31 protein-coding genes are annotated in these 16,704 nt (G+C 42.6%); all 31 read right to left on the reverse strand.

What is annotated here, in order from left to right; all coding sequences use genetic code 11:
* Positions 1 to 30 precede the first annotated feature (30 nt).
* Complete coding sequence (gpG, locus tag H9649_RS07435; protein WP_191694096.1) at positions 31 to 333, reverse strand: phage tail assembly chaperone G; 303 nt, start codon at positions 331 to 333, stop codon at positions 31 to 33.
* 13 nt (positions 334 to 346) lie between these two features.
* A complete protein-coding gene (locus tag H9649_RS07440) occupies positions 347 to 925 on the reverse strand; it encodes a major tail protein (RefSeq protein WP_191694097.1) in 579 nt (192 codons plus the stop codon).
* A 24-nt stretch (positions 926 to 949) separates the two neighbouring features.
* Positions 950 to 1,153 (reverse strand): Acb2/Tad1 domain-containing protein, encoded by a 204-nt coding sequence (locus H9649_RS07445; protein WP_191694098.1) that lies wholly within the window; start codon positions 1,151 to 1,153, stop codon positions 950 to 952.
* Complete coding sequence (locus tag H9649_RS07450; RefSeq protein WP_191694099.1) at positions 1,146 to 1,493, reverse strand: hypothetical protein; 348 nt, start codon at positions 1,491 to 1,493, stop codon at positions 1,146 to 1,148. Before H9649_RS07450 ends, H9649_RS07445 begins: the two co-directional genes overlap by 8 nt.
* A complete protein-coding gene (locus H9649_RS07455; RefSeq protein ID WP_191694100.1) occupies positions 1,490 to 1,894 on the reverse strand; it encodes an HK97-gp10 family putative phage morphogenesis protein in 405 nt (134 codons plus the stop codon). Before H9649_RS07455 ends, H9649_RS07450 begins: the two co-directional genes overlap by 4 nt.
* Entirely contained in the window at positions 1,884 to 2,195 is a 312-nt protein-coding gene (locus tag H9649_RS07460) for a hypothetical protein (protein WP_191694101.1), read from the reverse strand. The genes H9649_RS07455 and H9649_RS07460 overlap by 11 nt, the downstream gene beginning before the upstream one ends.
* The gene (locus H9649_RS07465; RefSeq protein ID WP_191694102.1) at positions 2,182 to 2,466 is read right to left on the reverse strand and encodes a phage head-tail connector protein; all 285 of its coding nucleotides are present in this window, start codon (positions 2,464 to 2,466) and stop codon (positions 2,182 to 2,184) included. The genes H9649_RS07460 and H9649_RS07465 overlap by 14 nt, the downstream gene beginning before the upstream one ends.
* Before the next feature lies 1 nt (position 2,467).
* Positions 2,468 to 2,725, reverse strand: coding sequence for a hypothetical protein (locus H9649_RS07470; protein WP_191694103.1), 258 nt, complete (start codon positions 2,723 to 2,725; stop codon positions 2,468 to 2,470).
* 19 nt (positions 2,726 to 2,744) lie between these two features.
* Positions 2,745 to 3,986 carry a phage major capsid protein gene (locus H9649_RS07475; protein WP_191694104.1) on the reverse strand — a complete coding sequence of 414 codons (1,242 nt, stop codon included), beginning with the start codon at positions 3,984 to 3,986 and terminating at the stop codon, positions 2,745 to 2,747.
* Between the two features lie 11 nt (positions 3,987 to 3,997).
* Complete coding sequence (locus H9649_RS07480) at positions 3,998 to 4,591, reverse strand: HK97 family phage prohead protease (RefSeq protein WP_191694105.1); 594 nt, start codon at positions 4,589 to 4,591, stop codon at positions 3,998 to 4,000.
* Complete coding sequence (locus tag H9649_RS07485; RefSeq protein ID WP_191694189.1) at positions 4,545 to 5,780, reverse strand: phage portal protein; 1,236 nt, start codon at positions 5,778 to 5,780, stop codon at positions 4,545 to 4,547. Before H9649_RS07485 ends, H9649_RS07480 begins: the two co-directional genes overlap by 47 nt.
* A gap of 29 nt (positions 5,781 to 5,809) precedes the next feature.
* Positions 5,810 to 5,941, reverse strand: a complete 132-nt coding sequence (locus H9649_RS17950; RefSeq protein WP_263613866.1) for a hypothetical protein — start codon at positions 5,939 to 5,941, stop codon at positions 5,810 to 5,812.
* An 11-nt stretch (positions 5,942 to 5,952) separates the two neighbouring features.
* On the reverse strand, positions 5,953 to 7,638 hold the full coding sequence (locus tag H9649_RS07490; protein WP_191694106.1) for a terminase large subunit: 1,686 nt from the start codon (positions 7,636 to 7,638) through the stop codon (positions 5,953 to 5,955).
* Complete coding sequence (locus H9649_RS07495) at positions 7,635 to 8,009, reverse strand: hypothetical protein (RefSeq protein ID WP_191694107.1); 375 nt, start codon at positions 8,007 to 8,009, stop codon at positions 7,635 to 7,637. Before H9649_RS07495 ends, H9649_RS07490 begins: the two co-directional genes overlap by 4 nt.
* A 157-nt stretch (positions 8,010 to 8,166) precedes the next feature.
* Positions 8,167 to 8,499, reverse strand: coding sequence for an HNH endonuclease (locus H9649_RS07500; RefSeq protein WP_191694108.1), 333 nt, complete (start codon positions 8,497 to 8,499; stop codon positions 8,167 to 8,169).
* A complete protein-coding gene (locus H9649_RS07505) occupies positions 8,496 to 8,780 on the reverse strand; it encodes a hypothetical protein (RefSeq protein WP_191694109.1) in 285 nt (94 codons plus the stop codon). Before H9649_RS07505 ends, H9649_RS07500 begins: the two co-directional genes overlap by 4 nt.
* Positions 8,781 to 8,824: 44 nt before the next feature.
* Positions 8,825 to 9,313, reverse strand: coding sequence for a membrane lipoprotein lipid attachment site-containing protein (locus H9649_RS07510; RefSeq protein WP_191694110.1), 489 nt, complete (start codon positions 9,311 to 9,313; stop codon positions 8,825 to 8,827).
* Between the two features lie 300 nt (positions 9,314 to 9,613).
* Positions 9,614 to 10,201, reverse strand: a complete 588-nt coding sequence (locus H9649_RS07515; protein WP_191694111.1) for a hypothetical protein — start codon at positions 10,199 to 10,201, stop codon at positions 9,614 to 9,616.
* A 41-nt stretch (positions 10,202 to 10,242) separates the two neighbouring features.
* Positions 10,243 to 10,656, reverse strand: a complete 414-nt coding sequence (locus H9649_RS07520; protein ID WP_191694112.1) for a transcriptional regulator — start codon at positions 10,654 to 10,656, stop codon at positions 10,243 to 10,245.
* Between the two features lie 4 nt (positions 10,657 to 10,660).
* Complete coding sequence (locus tag H9649_RS07525; RefSeq protein ID WP_191694113.1) at positions 10,661 to 10,810, reverse strand: hypothetical protein; 150 nt, start codon at positions 10,808 to 10,810, stop codon at positions 10,661 to 10,663.
* A gap of 32 nt (positions 10,811 to 10,842) precedes the next feature.
* The gene (locus H9649_RS07530; protein ID WP_191694190.1) at positions 10,843 to 11,262 is read right to left on the reverse strand and encodes a class I SAM-dependent methyltransferase; all 420 of its coding nucleotides are present in this window, start codon (positions 11,260 to 11,262) and stop codon (positions 10,843 to 10,845) included.
* A gap of 210 nt (positions 11,263 to 11,472) precedes the next feature.
* Positions 11,473 to 11,994 carry a dUTP diphosphatase gene (locus tag H9649_RS07535; RefSeq protein WP_191694114.1) on the reverse strand — a complete coding sequence of 174 codons (522 nt, stop codon included), beginning with the start codon at positions 11,992 to 11,994 and terminating at the stop codon, positions 11,473 to 11,475.
* Positions 11,991 to 13,046 carry a hypothetical protein gene (locus H9649_RS07540; protein WP_191694115.1) on the reverse strand — a complete coding sequence of 352 codons (1,056 nt, stop codon included), beginning with the start codon at positions 13,044 to 13,046 and terminating at the stop codon, positions 11,991 to 11,993. The genes H9649_RS07535 and H9649_RS07540 overlap by 4 nt, the downstream gene beginning before the upstream one ends.
* Positions 13,043 to 13,672, reverse strand: coding sequence for a sigma-70 family RNA polymerase sigma factor (locus H9649_RS07545; protein ID WP_191694116.1), 630 nt, complete (start codon positions 13,670 to 13,672; stop codon positions 13,043 to 13,045). Before H9649_RS07545 ends, H9649_RS07540 begins: the two co-directional genes overlap by 4 nt.
* Positions 13,665 to 13,832 (reverse strand): hypothetical protein, encoded by a 168-nt coding sequence (locus H9649_RS07550; protein WP_191694117.1) that lies wholly within the window; start codon positions 13,830 to 13,832, stop codon positions 13,665 to 13,667. Before H9649_RS07550 ends, H9649_RS07545 begins: the two co-directional genes overlap by 8 nt.
* Positions 13,825 to 14,391, reverse strand: coding sequence for a hypothetical protein (locus H9649_RS07555; protein ID WP_191694118.1), 567 nt, complete (start codon positions 14,389 to 14,391; stop codon positions 13,825 to 13,827). Before H9649_RS07555 ends, H9649_RS07550 begins: the two co-directional genes overlap by 8 nt.
* On the reverse strand, positions 14,388 to 14,534 hold the full coding sequence (locus H9649_RS07560; RefSeq protein ID WP_191694119.1) for a hypothetical protein: 147 nt from the start codon (positions 14,532 to 14,534) through the stop codon (positions 14,388 to 14,390). The genes H9649_RS07555 and H9649_RS07560 overlap by 4 nt, the downstream gene beginning before the upstream one ends.
* Before the next feature lie 13 nt (positions 14,535 to 14,547).
* Positions 14,548 to 14,829, reverse strand: a complete 282-nt coding sequence (locus tag H9649_RS07565) for a hypothetical protein (protein ID WP_191694120.1) — start codon at positions 14,827 to 14,829, stop codon at positions 14,548 to 14,550.
* Positions 14,830 to 14,840: 11 nt separating this feature from the next.
* The gene (locus H9649_RS07570) at positions 14,841 to 15,836 is read right to left on the reverse strand and encodes a DNA cytosine methyltransferase (protein WP_191694121.1); all 996 of its coding nucleotides are present in this window, start codon (positions 15,834 to 15,836) and stop codon (positions 14,841 to 14,843) included.
* Positions 15,829 to 16,368 carry a sigma factor-like helix-turn-helix DNA-binding protein gene (locus H9649_RS07575; RefSeq protein ID WP_225229734.1) on the reverse strand — a complete coding sequence of 180 codons (540 nt, stop codon included), beginning with the start codon at positions 16,366 to 16,368 and terminating at the stop codon, positions 15,829 to 15,831. Before H9649_RS07575 ends, H9649_RS07570 begins: the two co-directional genes overlap by 8 nt.
* 1 nt (position 16,369) lies before the next feature.
* Positions 16,370 to 16,696 (reverse strand): hypothetical protein, encoded by a 327-nt coding sequence (locus H9649_RS07580; protein ID WP_191694123.1) that lies wholly within the window; start codon positions 16,694 to 16,696, stop codon positions 16,370 to 16,372.
* Positions 16,697 to 16,704 lie beyond the last annotated feature (8 nt).

Consider the following 16,704-nt stretch of genomic DNA (forward strand, 5'->3'; position numbering starts at 1 on the left):
GTTTAAGGGAAGTGTACGCTTCTTGCCACGTCACTCCCCCGGATTGTTTCCCTCTTCATTCGTTTCTTTTCGAGATCCATACACAGCCTCACGAAGTTTAGCCAATACGTACTCTTCGCTTGCGCCTTCATAAACCTGTTCAATGGTGAATTGATTTTTAAAAACGACATCCACAAGTATTGAAACGTGCGCATCATCATCTGCGAGTAGTTCAGAATACGTTTCAGATTCGTCTTTCGCTCGCAATTCAAGATATTTCCGTTTCGCGAGCATCGGCACAAATGGCGTAGTGAAAATCTTCTTTTCTCCATCAATAAATAATTCGATTTGCATTCCGGTTCCCCCCTTACGGCGTTGCTACCCAATCAGGTTCAATTACTTTTGTGAACCACTCGTCAAACACAGTCTTATCCGTGATCGTTTCATCTTGATTCCAGGCCTTGATTTTTTCTTCTCCATCATGGATACGCGGAATAGCTTCGCCAGTCAGATTAGGAGTCTGATAGGTCGGCGTATCTTGCTTCGTTTCTTTATTTTCTTCCGCAGGCGCCAATTTCACGCGATACAACCAGAAGAATTCAGAACCTCCACGTGCAGATTCTGCTTGTCCACCGATAGCGATATAAGGAGCATCGTCCTTCACGTTATCCGAAATCAACCCATTTTCATGAATTGTTTTCCCGAGGATTTCAGCTTCGACCGCTTTTTCCAAATACGCAGTATTAACAGACACAGCAATTGGACCTTTCGCGGAATCAGAAAAAAGCACTCCATCGTCCGCTCGTAGATTTGCTCGGTTAATTGATGGCTGAATATTCAACGCCATCGCAGGACCAAATGGTTTCGGCGTAGCGTAAGTTGTAGATGTATTGTCTTCCTTCGTAATCACTGCATAGTGCAGATTTTTTAATCCTTTAATCGCCATTTATATCTCTCCTTAGTTTTTATATTAATTTCTTGCTATTGAGGCATTAGCCCACATAACCGCTGTTTCTAAATTAGTAAAAGCTACCGACTTTTCACGACCATCTGGACATTCCTTATCAATTAAATATGCTAGTTCCTTGGCTTTTTCACGAATAGCAGTATACTTCTCTGGTTGTCCTTCCTTAGGACTGTGATATTTAAATATGTTTTCCAGTTGTTCATTCAATGTTTATCTCTCCAATCGTATTTTCATAATTAAAACGAAGTATTTTTCTGAACTTTTTCATGTCTATATCATAGGTTTCAGATTCGAACATTCGCCCGAATCCGGCTTGTTTCATAAGCCGTTTCACATCTTTCACCAACTGCAAGTAGTTGCCACTAGAAAACACATCGACTTGAAAAAAATGTTTGGTTATCAATTCTTCATCGTCCGCATTCATTCGAGATGCCTGATTGTATTCGACAAAAACAATATAAGTTTCAGCCGTACTGTTGTAATTGGCTGCAGCTACAGGGACGCCAAGAGGGCGCAGGGTGTCCATGATTAATCGATTGATATTCACGACATACCTATCCCCTTTCTAAATTCGTCCACATAAGCGTTCAGGATGTCATCCTTGCTGTTCTCATAAGCAATCGAAGCAAAGGGACGAGGGGCGACAAAACGCTTTGCGCGGACATTGTAGAAACCGAATTCATGCATATACAAATAGAATCCTGGTTGTTTCTTTCCGCCTTGCGTACCGACAAACAATTCTCCATCTTTTGGCTCCGTACGAATCAATGATTCTTGTCCTTCCCCCGATAATCGATGGAGACCGTTTGCGTACACCTCCTCTTTCATCCGATCGCGCAGTAAGTCACCGCCGGCAATGAGTGCCTTATTTTTTAAGTCATCCGTCAGCCCTTCAATACGATCGATTTCCGCAATCAGTTGATCGATTCCATCAAACTCAAGTTTCATGATCATCACCCTTCCGGTGACAGATCAACTCGATAAATTCTCCTTTTTCATATGTCCGATAAACGTTCTGTTCTAAACCGTTGTAAAAAAGGCTCTCTTCGCCCTGGTATTCATCCGTTCGGACTTCGAACATGTAGGAGAGTGTGATACCTTGTTGCTTTGCCGCGTGGAACTCCTGGGAACGAACACTTTTCCGATTTGCAAATACTTTACGAGGACGACCTGGAACGACCTCCGGGAATCCGTCTTTGTCAGTGCCCTCCACAAGATCAACTAGTTGAACAACATCAGACCAATTCACGGTAATCACCCGCCTGGCTCAAATGATTCTTCAACGACTCAAAGGATTCGGCGAAGCGTTCAGCATTTGGACCATCCAGTCCATAGTGCGCCTTTGCATAAAGAATGATGGCGCGTCGAATGAGCGGATCTTCATCGTTTGCAGCATTCACAATGGAAACGCCCGCTTGGATTAATTCCATGCGAGCGCCTGCAATAAGATCTGTGATTTCTAAGACAATAACAGGGTCGCTCGACGTAACACGTAACGCCCCCTTAACAGATTCCAGCATATCAATCACCCAATTCCGCTAGAGCCTTTAGAGCTTCGTCCTTACCTTTGACTTTTTCGCCATTCGGTAGTTCGTAATAACCGCCGCCAACGTGGTTCAAATCTCCTTCCACTTCCTCTTCCGTCACTTCTTCCAAGTAGCCTTGGTCAACTAAAAAAGCGATTCTGTCATTATCATCATAAGAATAGACATCGCCTTTTTTATAGAGTTTCATCTTTTCATGCCGCTCTTTAAATGGAGTTTTTGCTTTGTAAATCATATTTTATCATCCTTTCTTTTTATGGAATTGCTACTGGCTTGATAATGACGAACGCTTTGTTGTCCAATACATCGCCGTCCACAATTGCGTAGCCCATGTAATCAGTCAGACGATCGCGAACGTGGTCTTGTCTATACATCGTGATATCTTCGTTGATGTTAGCAACATAGCCTTGACCAAGGTTACCGAGTAGGATTTCTCCATCAGGGATTGTCGCATCTGCCTTAATTGTACGCCCGAAGATTCGACCGACACCGCCAGCCATTACATCAGCAACAAACATCGGACGTTTTTGACCGTCAACTACATTCGCAAGCACAGACCAAATCGTTGCGTTGTTCGCGTAGATCGTTGCACCGTTCACATAGCTTGAAAATAGACCGCCCATCATGCTTGTTAAATCTTTATATGTCAGCTCAGCTTCAAGCTGAATGATTTGTGGCGTAAGCGACTCTGCCGCTAAACGCGTTTTAATTCCGTATGGCTCTGGTTTAAATTCGCTTGCGGACGGTTGCCCTTTACCTTCATAGACTGCCTTGGATAAAGAGATACCCATACGATCACCAATTTCACGGATGATGTACGCTTCGAATTCCTGGATCGCCATCTTCTTCAGCTTCCAAGTGACTTGAATCGCCTTAGCAAGTTCGTGGCCTGTTAGGTTCAAGTGCCCGAATTCCATTTTATCCGTTTCCACTTTCGTGTCTTCATCGTACCAACGAGCATTTTGAGAACCGGAACCTTTCATCATCGTCAAGTTGCCGCGGACACGGAACTTACGGACGTCTGCCCACAGTGGATATTCTTCCTCTGCGCGTTTCCAGATACCCGCTGCCACTGTTTTAGGGATAAGGATCTGTGAGTTTTCAGTTGTGTGAGTGAAATCCCGATATTCAGTATTCGCCTTGTCCAAGACTTCACGTTCTTCTTGGGAAAGATTTTGCCCCATCATTTCTTTTGCCCATGCAGAACGGTATTCATCGAGTTCGATTACTTTATCCCACTTCAAAGAGCGAAAATCAGTTTTTTCTGTTGTGCCAGAATTAAACGTTTCAATTGTCCGACCTTCTGTTTTTCCTGAATTCAAATCTTCCATTTCCTTTTTCATACGAGCGCGAGTTTCAAGTTCGGCTTGTTCCTCTTTCAATTCGCGAACTTCTTTTTCCAAGTCTGCAAAAGATGTTTTCCCTCGCTTTTCTGCATCATCCAACATACTGCGAATTTCTTCCAAACGTGCTTTGATTTCTTCTAAACGATTCATTCATATTCCTCCTAAAGGTTAATTAAAGTTTTTAGTTTCAATGTTTGTTCTTCGATATAACGTTTTTCTTCTTCTGCGTGATGTTTCATCGGATCATAACCACGGGCGCTGACCTCCGAATCGGGATATGCGGGGAAAGCCACCGCGCTTACTTCCAACAGCTTTGCTTTTGTGACGGTACGTAATCGCAAATCATCGTCCGGATCCTCGATGTCTTCCGAAATCATCTGGAAGCCAAAACTGACCCCGTCCACATCACCGCGTTTAATCGATTCAAATGTATCGTTACCAAGTGTGGTCTTAGGTAAATCCAACTCAAAATGAAGACCCGTATCATCTTCACGAAGACGGAGCGTGTTATTCTTTGTCCGTCCGAGAACTTTTGAGGTGTCGTGCGACCATAAAAAACGTTGATCCTCACTTTGCAGGGAATCAACGAAAGCACCTTTTTTGAATTGCTCACGAAACTTCATGAAATACCCTAAAACGAGTGACCGTTTCTCCCACTTGACCGCATAACCCGATAACGTTCGATTCCCGTCATCATCTTCACGGACTTCAATCTTCTGCGTCATCATCAGTTCCCTTTTTTCCGTCTTGTCCATTGCCATCACCTCCTTCATCGTCATTTAATTTCGGTGTTTTGACTTCCACAGTGTCCAGTCGTCTGATTGGTTTGTCGCCACCTTTTATTGGCCCCAAGTTCAACACACGACGCCACTCATTCGGAACCATCGACCCTCTGTCTACCATCTGCACAAGTGCCATCTTTGTACGCATCGAAGCGTATTGCAGAGCAGTGGACTCGAACACGATTTTGTTACCAAACCCTCTCTCGCGTCTCGAAAACATCTTTCGTGAAAACTCATTAGACAACTGCATGGCGACAGGTTCGATGACAGATTCATAATAAGCGTTCCATTCGTCTTCAGTATATTTACTTTGAACGATTTTCTCGTTCGTGTTAAAAAAGTCGTAAATACGTTGCGTGACGTTCTTCATCTGCTTATCGTCAGGCACATAGCTGTTGAATTTCACCTGTTCCAAGTCATAACGCGGATCCGATGCAGCAGTCCCGCCCTCGCCATCAATGCTCAAATAGTTTTTCGTGAATTCTTCAACTTGTATTTTAATATCCTCTTTTTTCAAAACTTGCTTAAACTTCATAATCCATTTAATCAATGCGCTGTTCTTAATGGCCTTTGTCATTCCCTGGTCAATCGTTGTAGCCACACTCATCAGTTCAACCAATGCCTGGCCTGGACTGTCACCAAATAGATTGTTGGAATTGAAGTCTTGCCGCAAATGGATAACATCAGCATACGGAACAATCATGCTTTTTCCGTCAGGGAAGAAGAATTTCAGAAACATGTCGCCACTGGGTCCTTCGAGCATATCCACATTTTGAGCAGGGATTGGATAGATTTCGACAGGCACAAATTCATCGTCGCGTTTGATCAATGCAAAAGCATTATTGTTCAGTTCTAATTGATTCGCAAGCTTCTCTTGTAACATTTGTCCGGACATTATCGGGTTCGGTTCTTCCAAAAGAAAACGAATATTAACATCCGGAAACGCTTTGAAGCCTTGCTCATTATCACGGATGTGCTTTGCGACCAACTTACCGATGGCTCTCGCTTTTGGACGAATACAAGCGCGAACGATATCACTCTTGTAAATGTCACCATTGAATCCGTAGAATCCATCGCCAACATCGGTAATCAGCTTGTAGTTTGTCGTCGTTTTAGTCGGCTCGGTTAGTTTTTTACCAAACATGAAATCGAATAGACCTATGATACTCACCTCCTTCCCTTGGATGCAGATTATTTCACAGTCGAATAAATGCGAGCAATCTTTTCAAGTGTTTCTAACCTCACCGGAACACTTTCGATTTTCTGGGATTCTTTCAACATTTCTTTTAACTGTTTTTCGATTTCCGTCTTTATTCCAAGCATGCTTATCACCCCTAAATAAGATTCATGTAATCAGAATGCTTGTCCTGATAAACCACGTAGGCATTCAACATGGCAGCAGTACCATCAATACGTTTCCGCTGCGTCTTACCTTTTGCGGGTTGAATGTTACCGTTTCGATCGATGTCCACAGTCGTATTCGACAAGCACCATTTTGTAATTTGGTTGTTGTTGTAATTGATTCGTTTTGATTCCAAATCTGCACCCATTGACTTCATAGGACCCGACAATGTTTTCTTACCTTGGATTACTGGAATCATGGCATCCGTTCCGAAATGGCTATGCATTTCTTCTACCCAATAGGTTGCAGACCAACTGTCATAGCCAATCCACGGAAGGTAAAGGCCGTATACGTCACGCAATTCCAAGAACCACTCAGTCACGAACTTGTGATGCACTTTATTACCAGGTGTCGTCCGTAGATAGCCCTGTTCTTTCCAAATGTCATACGGCACTTTGTCTTCTGCCGCACGTCTTTCAAGCAAATCTTCCGGCAACCAATACATGTGCGTGTAATAAATTTCATCACTATCAGGCAACTGGAACAAAGCGCAAGCAGACGTTAAATCCGTTGTGGAAGATAAGTCAGTTCCTCCGATTCCGTAGTTCGGTTTCAGAAGTTCGATGATGAATGTCGATTTGTTATCCAACTGTTCAAACGTCAACCAAGCTTCTGAACTCGTCTCGCGAATATTAAAATCCTTTGTCAGTAAGTTTTTCACCAACAAAGGATTCGCTTTTGCTTTATTCACTTTTCGTTCAAGGTCATCAAGTTTCTTAATCGTACCTAGACCTGGATTCGCTTTCTTCCACTTTTTCTTGTCAGTCCATTCTTTGCGGCTATCCAATTCATAAACGATGGGAAGAACGTGTTCATCCTTGTACCCGTTTGGATCGTCATATCCATTTATGATTCTTTCGATTTCTTCATACTTGATATCGAATATACCTTCACGGACAGTTCCGGCCGTAGTGGTAATGATGGACAATGGCTGTCGTCTTGCACTCATTCCATCGATGATAACGTCATACAAGTTCTTGTCTTCGATAGCGTGTAACTCGTCAATGACAGAACAATGGACGTTCAAACCATCAAGCGTATTCGAATCAGACGATAACGGTTTGTAAGATCCGTCGTTGAAGTCAGAAAGCATTTCCCCGACAAGAGAACGAATCCGCTTTCGCAACACAGGTGACTTGCTGACCATTCGTTTTGATTCCAACCACACGATTTTCGCCTGGTCTTTTTTCGTTGCAGCAGAAACAACTTCCGGACCCGGTTCTCCATCGGCAACCAGCATATATAAAGCGACAGCAGAAGCCCAAGCTGACTTACCGTTTTTCCTTGCCACAATTAAAATAAACTCGCGATATTTGCGAGTCTCGTCAATTTTATGGATGAATCCGAATGTGGCAGCAGTCATTGCTTTCTGCCATAACTCCAAAATAAAAGGCTTCCCGCCCATCTCCCCTTTGGAGTGTTTGCAGAAGCCTTCAATAAACTCCATTGCATGATTGGCACGTTCAGGAGAATATTCATATTCTGATTTTTGGTCGTGGATATCATCGACTAGTTTTTTATAGACACGGCGAACTTTGTAACCGACAACTTCTTCACGCGATTCGATTTTTGCGTAGTACTCAATAATCGGATTGTAGGATAAAGGGTAAAGTTTCATCGCCGATTCACAAACGCATCGAATCCATCATCTCCATCGCCCTTCTTTTTCAGTTCGGGTTTAGGAATGTAATCACCTAACTGCTTCATGATGGATTGATAGTTTTTATTCATCGCAATGTATCGTCTGGCTTGTGGTCTTTCTCGCTCATACGGTTCTTGCTGTTCAGACTGAGAAAACATTTCGTCATAACCATTCACATCCAAGTCTTCACGAATATCTTCCAGGCGAATACGTAGGTCGGCAGCCTCCACAATTAGCCCTTCCACAACCATGAGGGTATCTTTTGGCAAGTCTTTGTAAATCCGTTTAAGCCTACGTATTTCTTTTTTTACGCGTTCATCTTTTGTCACTTCTTTTGTAGTCGCCATAAAATAGCACCTCTTTTCAGTCGTTTTTTAGGGGGTAGGGGGTCACACGGAAATTCCTGTGTATTACACGAAGCTATGCGCTCGCTTGAATTGTGTCATTCAATTCGAATACTCATAGGGGGGAGTAGCGTTGTTCCTGATTTCAAGACGGGAACTTTCAATGTTGATTTGTGTCACGTCCAGTATCTTCATACTGTAGTTCTCCATCCGCATTGAATGTGAATCCTTCCCGCAATGGTTCATGTACCTGCTTATGCTCCCTGTTATGGCATGTATGACAGAGTAGTTCAAGGTTGTCTTCGCTCATCGTTATGTTCGGATCGTTGACATTGGATTCATCGATATGGATTTTATGGTGAACGACATTCCCTGGCTCACCACAACGTTCGCATATACCGTGTACCTTACCGTAGTAGTACTGTCTTAACTTTCTCCATGCGACCGTCTGATAAATTTTGTCTCCAATCCGTCTTGATTGAATGTAGTTCATAGATCCGCACGACCGAAGTGAATTAAATTGTATTTTAATAAATTCATTTTTGATTTGATTTCTTCGAAGAGTTTCAATCGTTCATCAGCGACTAACGAGCAATCCCTCTTACGCTGTAGTCGTCGTACCTTGCTATCCGTCACATAGGATGTGTAGTGATAATAGCAATGCTCACAGTCAAAGTAAGTTTCGTGGATGTTATTCGGATGCTTCTTTTCTTTGAAAACAACATCAGTGATTTTACCGCAATGATCGCAGAGTGCTGTGACTGGTTTAGTCATTGTTATCCCTCCCTCATAATAAAAAAGACACCCGAATGGATGTCTCATTTTCTGTCTATATTAATTGTCATACCCTCGTGTGAATCTCCGACAACAAAATCGGCAAGCGTAACGTCATAGTCGCCATCTTGATAAGTGACAATGTCGTCATTACCTAGCGCCTTGTCATAGTTGTTTTCGTATAATGATTGATCGAGTCCAAGTGATTTGATTAATACCAATGACGATTCGTAGCCCGTCCCTGTCTTATCTGTGTATGGAGAATCACCTGATATGCTCATATTGTATCCTGTTACTTTTCCATCGGTGTATTTTGCATGAAGGGTTTGTTCCCCTTCCAGTTGGTATAACGTTTGAATGGTTGCGTATTTCTCTTCCTCAATTTCGCCGAAGTCCTTTTCTTTCAGAATATCGACAGAAGTATAATCGTATGCCGCGTCATTGTATGATTCGACAAATGAATCCAACTCCTTACTACTGGAGCACGCTGTTAAAAATAGCAATGCCCCAAAAATGATTAACCCTTTTTTCATTCCTTCTCCCCCTTTTTGTTAATGATAACCAATTAGGCAGGAAAAGAAAACCACCCACACAACAATAACAGCAACTTTCCGCGCTGGTTAGTTCAGCGAGTAACGAAGTTTGCGAGTGTTCCGCTGTTTGTTAGTTTTCCGACTAACAGTTGTGTGAGTGGTTTTGCAAGGGGGAAATTATTTAACAGATAACCAGTCTGTCAAACGTCTACGATATCACTATATCAAGATTCAATGGCTCGATAGTGCCAACCTTGTGCCAACTTGTTTTGAAGTTGCGTGCTTTAGTCGTACTGTTTATCAAGCTGTTTTAGATTTCTTCCGCTCCGATTGTTCAATAACCATTTTCAATCCAACCCAGTAACCAATTAATCGATGAGGCAATTTCTTTCCAAAATCCCAAACACCTTCCATAACATCTGAATCTGCAGATGTATCTTGATATACATTCATTAGCCATGCACGATATGATTCCATTGATGAACTTTCTTCAATAGCTGACAAGATAGCCTCGTAGATTTCTTGCCCATCTTCTAATTCATTCAGTTCGTATTCTTCCCAGTGCTCTTTCAGTTCCTTTTTCGCGAGATTCTCGTCGAAGTCCCAACGTTCTTCGCAAAATGCAGAAAGCTTACCAGTGAAGTAGTGAAGCTCAAAATCCTCAATATTTTTCAGTGTCGCTGCACAAGTAAGTGAATATACCGCTTCGCCAATATCACCAGAGACAAATACATTATTACCAGAAAGAACATACTTAGTGCGGTACATATTTGTGCCTGGCTTTCCCCAAGTTATCACTTGTAAGCCTTCCTCACCTCTTACTTCAGCCACATGGTCTTTGAACCAGTGACAACGAATTTCCTCTTTTACTCGCTCGATATGGTCCATAATAATTCCCCTCTCTTTTTTTCAGAGTTTTTATCAAATATTCACCATTCCCCCATAAGTTTGGCGACAGAATAAACAATTTCATCCCTCATTCGAAACAGCGTGCGTCTGGACACGTTCAACTCACAAGCAATTCCGTCAAAAGTTTTCGTCTGCGGTTTCGCGAAGAAGTATAGCTGCACGAAGTCCTTATGTTCTTTGTCGCATGATTCGAGCATTGTCTCTATAGCGTCCACAGTGGTTCTTAATCGTGAAATACGCCTATCCTCTACTAAACGTATAGCGTATCGCTCTGTGGGGGAAGAGGGGAGATTAGATCCACCTCCGACTGCCTCTGCTCCGTTGCGGTCGTATAAAATCTCCTGTCTGCGATTCTTGTATTCTTTAAGCGTGTGATGGTAGTGCCTAATTTCAGACTCGATGTATTTATAAGTTGTGCGGTCAAGTTTTGTCATGTAGTCACTCCCTTTGCTTCGAACTGGAAGTGCTAAGTAGAGCGGGCAATAAAAAAGCCCACATAACCTTTAAACTCCCAGTTGTCATAATTGCTACAATTACTGCTAATGATACTGACATCCAAGCAATCGCAATTGTCGTAGTTTCTTTCATGTGATTACTCCCCTTTATCTTCGAACTGTTTATTAATCTTTCATGAAAACCAACCAATGCGTTTTGCTTCTTCGATTTCCGAACAGTGGTTTGAAATCTATAACTTTGAGAATTTCGTTTAATTTGATTTGGTCTTCGTTCCATTTGAAAATCAGTGTGCCGTTTGGTTTCAAAACTCTCATACATTCGTTAAAGCCTTCTCGTATGTCGGTTGGCCAAGTCTCTTCTAATATCCCATACTTCTTTCCGAGCCATGACTTCTCTCCGGCTTTTATTAAGTGTGGTGGATCAAACACAACCATATAAAATGACTCATCCTCGAATGGAATATTTCTGAAGTCGGCAACAATATCCGGATTCACTTCTAGCTTTCTTCCGTCGCATAGTTTTTCTGAAACTACCCTTTTATCCATGTAAACTGCATCATCGTTTTGTTTATCGAACCAAAACATCCGACTGCCGCAACAGGCATCTAAAACTCGTTGCTCCAATTTACTACCCCCTTCATCACTCAACCATATTTGTCCACTATCAATCCTCGCCCAACCTCCGCCGATACTCTGCCATCAACTCTTTATCTGTCATTCGCTCAAACGCCGATTCGCGATACCCTGTCCACACGACGAGCAGAGTGATAATTTGTTCGCGTTCTTGCGGATGCATCAGTACCCACTCTCCTGTCGTTCGTGATTGATAGCGTTCTTGGCGTAGTAAGCAGTTTCGATTTCGTCCCAAGTGAAACCAAGCATTTCGCCAAGATATATGAATGTCTGTAAGAGTTCTAGGCAATAATCATCATCACGCAACCCTATCGTGTAATCGATCGCTCGTAAAAATTGTGTTGTAACATCAGACTCTTTATAAATAGGATTTATAGAGTCATAATCAAATCGATAGACACCGACTTCCATCCCAATCGATAAAATGAAATGCAGGCAGTCAACGTATTCTTCGAGAAGTGGGTTCTTATAGGGTTCTCCCCAAGCAGTTACTGGAATATTTGTCCGTGGCTCTCGATTCTCACTCCAAAATTTGAAGCCCCGCCATTCATTCGCCAATTCGCCCAACTCTACTTGCAAAGCTAGAATCTTCATCGACAACAGATCTTGCCCTTCCAATCCCTTTTCCTTCACAATCTTTTCGTCCAGTTTACGTTGTGTTTCAAATAGTTTATTTAGATTCACACCATCACCTCATCCAATTGTTCTTGTAAATAAACACGTTGCTCCATGAGCATGACATTCATCGTTTCTGTGTGTTTCAGCCGTTCGAGCATGCGTTTCAATCGGTCATTTTCTTCTTCAAGGTCTGTAAAGTCTGCTACGAGCTTCGAATACTCCTCCTGGTCAACCTGTTTCGCTTGCTGCCCGAGTGCAGATTCAGCGTCTGCTAGTTTTTGTTGCAACCGTTGCAGAATATCGCGTTGTTTGTTATTCGCGTCTTTCAGTAGTTCATTTTCAGCCTTTAACGATTCTTCTGTTGCGTCCTCTCCCTTTTGCATAATTACACCCTCCTTTTCGTCTATCGAAACTGTAGTGACCTCCTGTGTCTTCCTAACGACAGCAAGTTCATTCAATCTCTTCCAACGTGCGAAACTCGTATTTGCTATGCCGTATTTCTCTTTCACCCACGAATCGGATCGCTTGTCCTTTTTATGTGCAAGGTATTTATCTACAGTCAGTTCCTTGATTGGCGCGCCCTTCACATAGTCCGTTTTCGGTCTACCGCGTTTCTTCGGAGCAGGTTTCGGCTTAACTGTTTTCTTTGCCTTTTTGGCGATTTCGCCTTTTGCTTTTTTCCACGTGTAAAATCTATCACTCGACCATCTGAGCGCCCTCATAATGACGCGGTCATCAATCTTTTCATCTTTCATGTCCAGGTAGATTTCCCACGTGATGTTGTCGGCGTTAATATGACTGAATAGGTCTTCCATCGCCATAGGTCGTTTTGGGCCCGACTTCTCCGGATCTCCCGCAAGCCGTCTCCCCAAGTCGCGCATTTCTACTGATGCCGGACAATCGCAATGATAGCCATTCGCTTCTCTGCCCGCTCGAACTTTACATTCTTCACAAACTTTATCTTTCAATGTTTCGATTTTAGCTAATATGGCCAAACGTTCTTTCTTTTTGCGTTTGCGTTCGGCTGTGAATTTTTGTCGTTGGTCAAAACTCATTTTATCCAGCTTTTTAAGCTTTTGACTTGCCGCGTATCCATCCACATCTGCGTTTACTGTCAATTGACTCCCTCCCACTTGGTATATAACTGCCTTATTTTCGCTATATCTCGCCCAACCTGTGATTGACTGATGTTTAACGCTTTAGCAATTTCGTTTTGCGTGGCGTCTTTATACATCAAACCGAGCATCACTTTCTGACGGTCTGATAATAGATTGATAAAGTCATCCACAGTGAGATTCGTTTTATCGTCTTCCGTTACAATTACATCCAACAGACTGCTTTCTTCTCCTAGTAGCGCATCTAAGGATTTTAATCGTGAATTTTTATACGCAAGAAGCGCACGTTTAACTTCCGACTTGGACTGCTTCAATTGCTCGCTTATTTCCTCCACAGAATTGTCACCTAACCCTCTGCGTCTAATCGCGTGCATGATTGCGTTGGTTTTATGCGGTATATAGACTGGGCTGTTTAACTCCCTCGCTTTAATCTGTACGGCGAATCTTACGTGTTGGGAAAGATACCCTGCGATTGGAATGCCTGCGCCCTCGTCAAACTTGCGATAGGCAACGAGCAGCGCGATTACTCCTTCTGTAAATAAATCTTCATATTCTGCTAGGAACGCATACTTCTTGGCAACACTGGCAAGTAGTGGCCTGTAGTCCTGGATGAGTTGTTGTTCAATCATCGGGATCAACTGCTAGGGCTTGACGGGCTTGCGTGGAACATAAATGACGGCATTGATTTCTCAAAATTTCCTTCAACGCTTCCCGTAGACGTGCATTTTCTTCTCGTAACTTGTCGATATAGTTGCCATCCTCCATTTGGTCAATAGCGTCTTTAAACATCCTCCCCACCTCCGAACTCGATGAAGGATTCTGCGGGGTAGAAGCCTTTTAAAGCAGCTTCAGCATAAACCTCTTCAATATCACTCTTATCTGTATAAAAGTAGCCCGCTTTATCAACCGCTACGTCACCCTGTTTGAATCCAATATTTTCCCGACCAATCCCCGCCCACACTCTGCGTTCTTTTTCGGCTTTGATTTCTTCTGGTGTGGCATGGCGTAAAGATGATTTCAAGAAGTATCTAGCTTTTTCGTCATCAACCCACACACGATCTGGTGCAACTCTTTCAACTTTCGCAAATCTTCCGTTAGCAGAATTTACAACCCAATCCCCAACCTTATACTGCGGCTCGATTTCGTAACTGTTTCTCACATATAACAGTTTCGCAAATTCTTCAATCGTGAAGCCCTTTAGACATTCAAAAGAGTCTACAAAGGTGTGACGCATTTCAATAAAAAATTCTAAATCATTAAGTTTCTTACCTGTTTCCTTGTCTGAAATCCTTTTGTATGCTTTAAGCATTTCCGCTTGTTCCGCCGTAATTTTCACTTTTTCAATCATTTTCCTCTCTCCTTTTCCAAAATGTCTTGTATATATTTCGACTCGTAACTCTTCACAAACTGCCAGAACGTCATATTGTATTTACTATGCAAGTCCAGTTCGATGAATTCACCGCTGCGATGTGCTAGTAATTCGTCTGTCATGGTGTGTCCTCCCTTACGAGATGAATTCGTCATACATTTCATTCAGTAGTCTTCGCTCTTCCGATTCACGGCGTTCCCTGTACAGCTCGCAGAACGCTTCTTTTTCTCCTATCGTGTAACCCTCGAATTTTATCCCCAAAAGTTGTCCGGTCAATGAAATGTTATGATTCAACAATCGTTCCTGTGGTGCCAGTTTCTCCTTGTGATAGGAACACTCAATAACTGCACCGCAATGACTTTCTTTTTCGTGAATGCATGATTCGCATTTATCGTTCATATATGGTCTTTTTATCATTCCACTACCTCCTAACAGATCAGTTCCAACTGACCGTCATTATTTGATGTAAAATCCGTTGCGTAATCGTCGTTGATAATCAATTCAAAAATAGATTCTAGAATCGGAACAACGATACTGTTTCCTGCTTGGTGATAGAGTGTGCCGTTTAAAAACTCACCTCTTGACGGATGTTCTTTGAGTGCAGCATCGAAATCCGAATCATCGAACCCCATCAATCGCCAACATTCACGTTCGGTTAAATATCTAAAACGTTCATCATCCACACGAATTACTCCGCTATTCGGGCATCTCATTTGCTTAGTAGTAATTGTGTAAACAAAGTCTTCCACCTCTTGCAACATCCGACCGCCAAAAGTTCCAGGCACTATCGGTTGTCCAGGCAATTTCTTAATCATGCTAGGTTGCGTGATGATGTATTTTTCTTCTGTTACATCTTCCAAAAAATAATCAATCGACCGCATAGGTGTTTTTCGCAACTTACTAAAATCAAATACTCCGTCACCTAAAACTGATACTGTGAAAATCCTTTCTCTCGCCTGCGGGATTCCGAAGTCCCTAGCATCCAAAACTTGATATGAATTTGTATATCCTAGCTTTTCCATGTCGTCGAGATAGTGATGAAATGCACCGACTAGCTTTTTATTAAATACATTCTTCACGTTTTCCCAAATGACAAACTTAGGCTGCCATACTCCTAAACTCTCAATGATTTTGATAGTCTCAAACAGCAATGAACTCCTTGTCCCATCCTCCACGTTGCCACCGTATTGTTTCCCCGCTATCGAAAAGTCTTGGCATGGTGATCCGTGTACAAGAATGTCTGGTTGCAAGTTGTAACCAACTACGCTTTCTGGCTTGTACCGATTGTCGAACATTGCGTTATAAGTTCGGACAGCTTTTTCATTCCACTCCACGTAATCAATAGATTTATGGTCAACACCTAAATTGATAAGTGCTTTTCTCGGTGCGCCAATGCCTCCGAACAATTCTAGGATTTTAACCATGTACATTCTCCGTAAACAGGTCCTTTTCAAATTGTTCAGGATTGTCCTTCATGAATTTCCTCAACTCCACAAAAGTCGGCTTGACCTTCCCCATCAGCACTTTTGCTAACTGGACTTTCAGATAGTCGTTCAAATCTTCCACATTGCCTCTTTGCCGATTGATGAAAAAATTCGTGCCGTGATTATTGCACATTCCGTATTTCAAAGAAGGTGTGTCGCACCCTTTGACTAGACATTTGAAACTCCCGTAATTCTCGATTTGCTCTTTATGCCAATGGCAATATTTAGATTCACCCTTTGTTTTTCTGCCGCAATCCGAAACTTCACAATACCTCACGGATTCCTTTTTTCTGCGAGTTCTCAATGCCTGCCCTCCTTGACCGCTGCAGATCCCACGTTCGACTAATATCTGCCGAACTCTTTCCCTACTCAATCCAAATTCATCACCGATCGATTCCAGCGTTCTTCCGTCCTTGAAGAGTTGGACCATTGTTCTATCCCGAATGACCCTTTTTGGTAGTTGAATTGCCATGTCATACCTCCGATTGCACCCGCAATATAGATTGCAAGGCATTTATTTCAGTTCGCAAATTCTCGATTGCCGATAGTGCCGAACGGTAGCGATCATGCGATAAGTCTCTCGCAAACTTTAAATCTGCTACTTGCCCACGAGCCAAATCTCCGATTAAAGTCGCCTGCACCTTTTCGTAACGCATAACCGCTATCGTTTTTGCAAGTTCCGTTCGGTACACTCTTTCAGCTTCCGCTTTCTCGTTTCCAAGTCTGTATAATTCTTCATTGCTGTTTCTTAGCCGTTTGGCAGCGATATGAATTTCTTGTGTGATTGACGTGAGCTCCATTTGCCACC

Source organism: Sporosarcina quadrami, from assembly GCF_014836615.1.
In the GTDB taxonomy this organism is placed as follows: domain Bacteria; phylum Bacillota; class Bacilli; order Bacillales_A; family Planococcaceae; genus Sporosarcina; species Sporosarcina quadrami.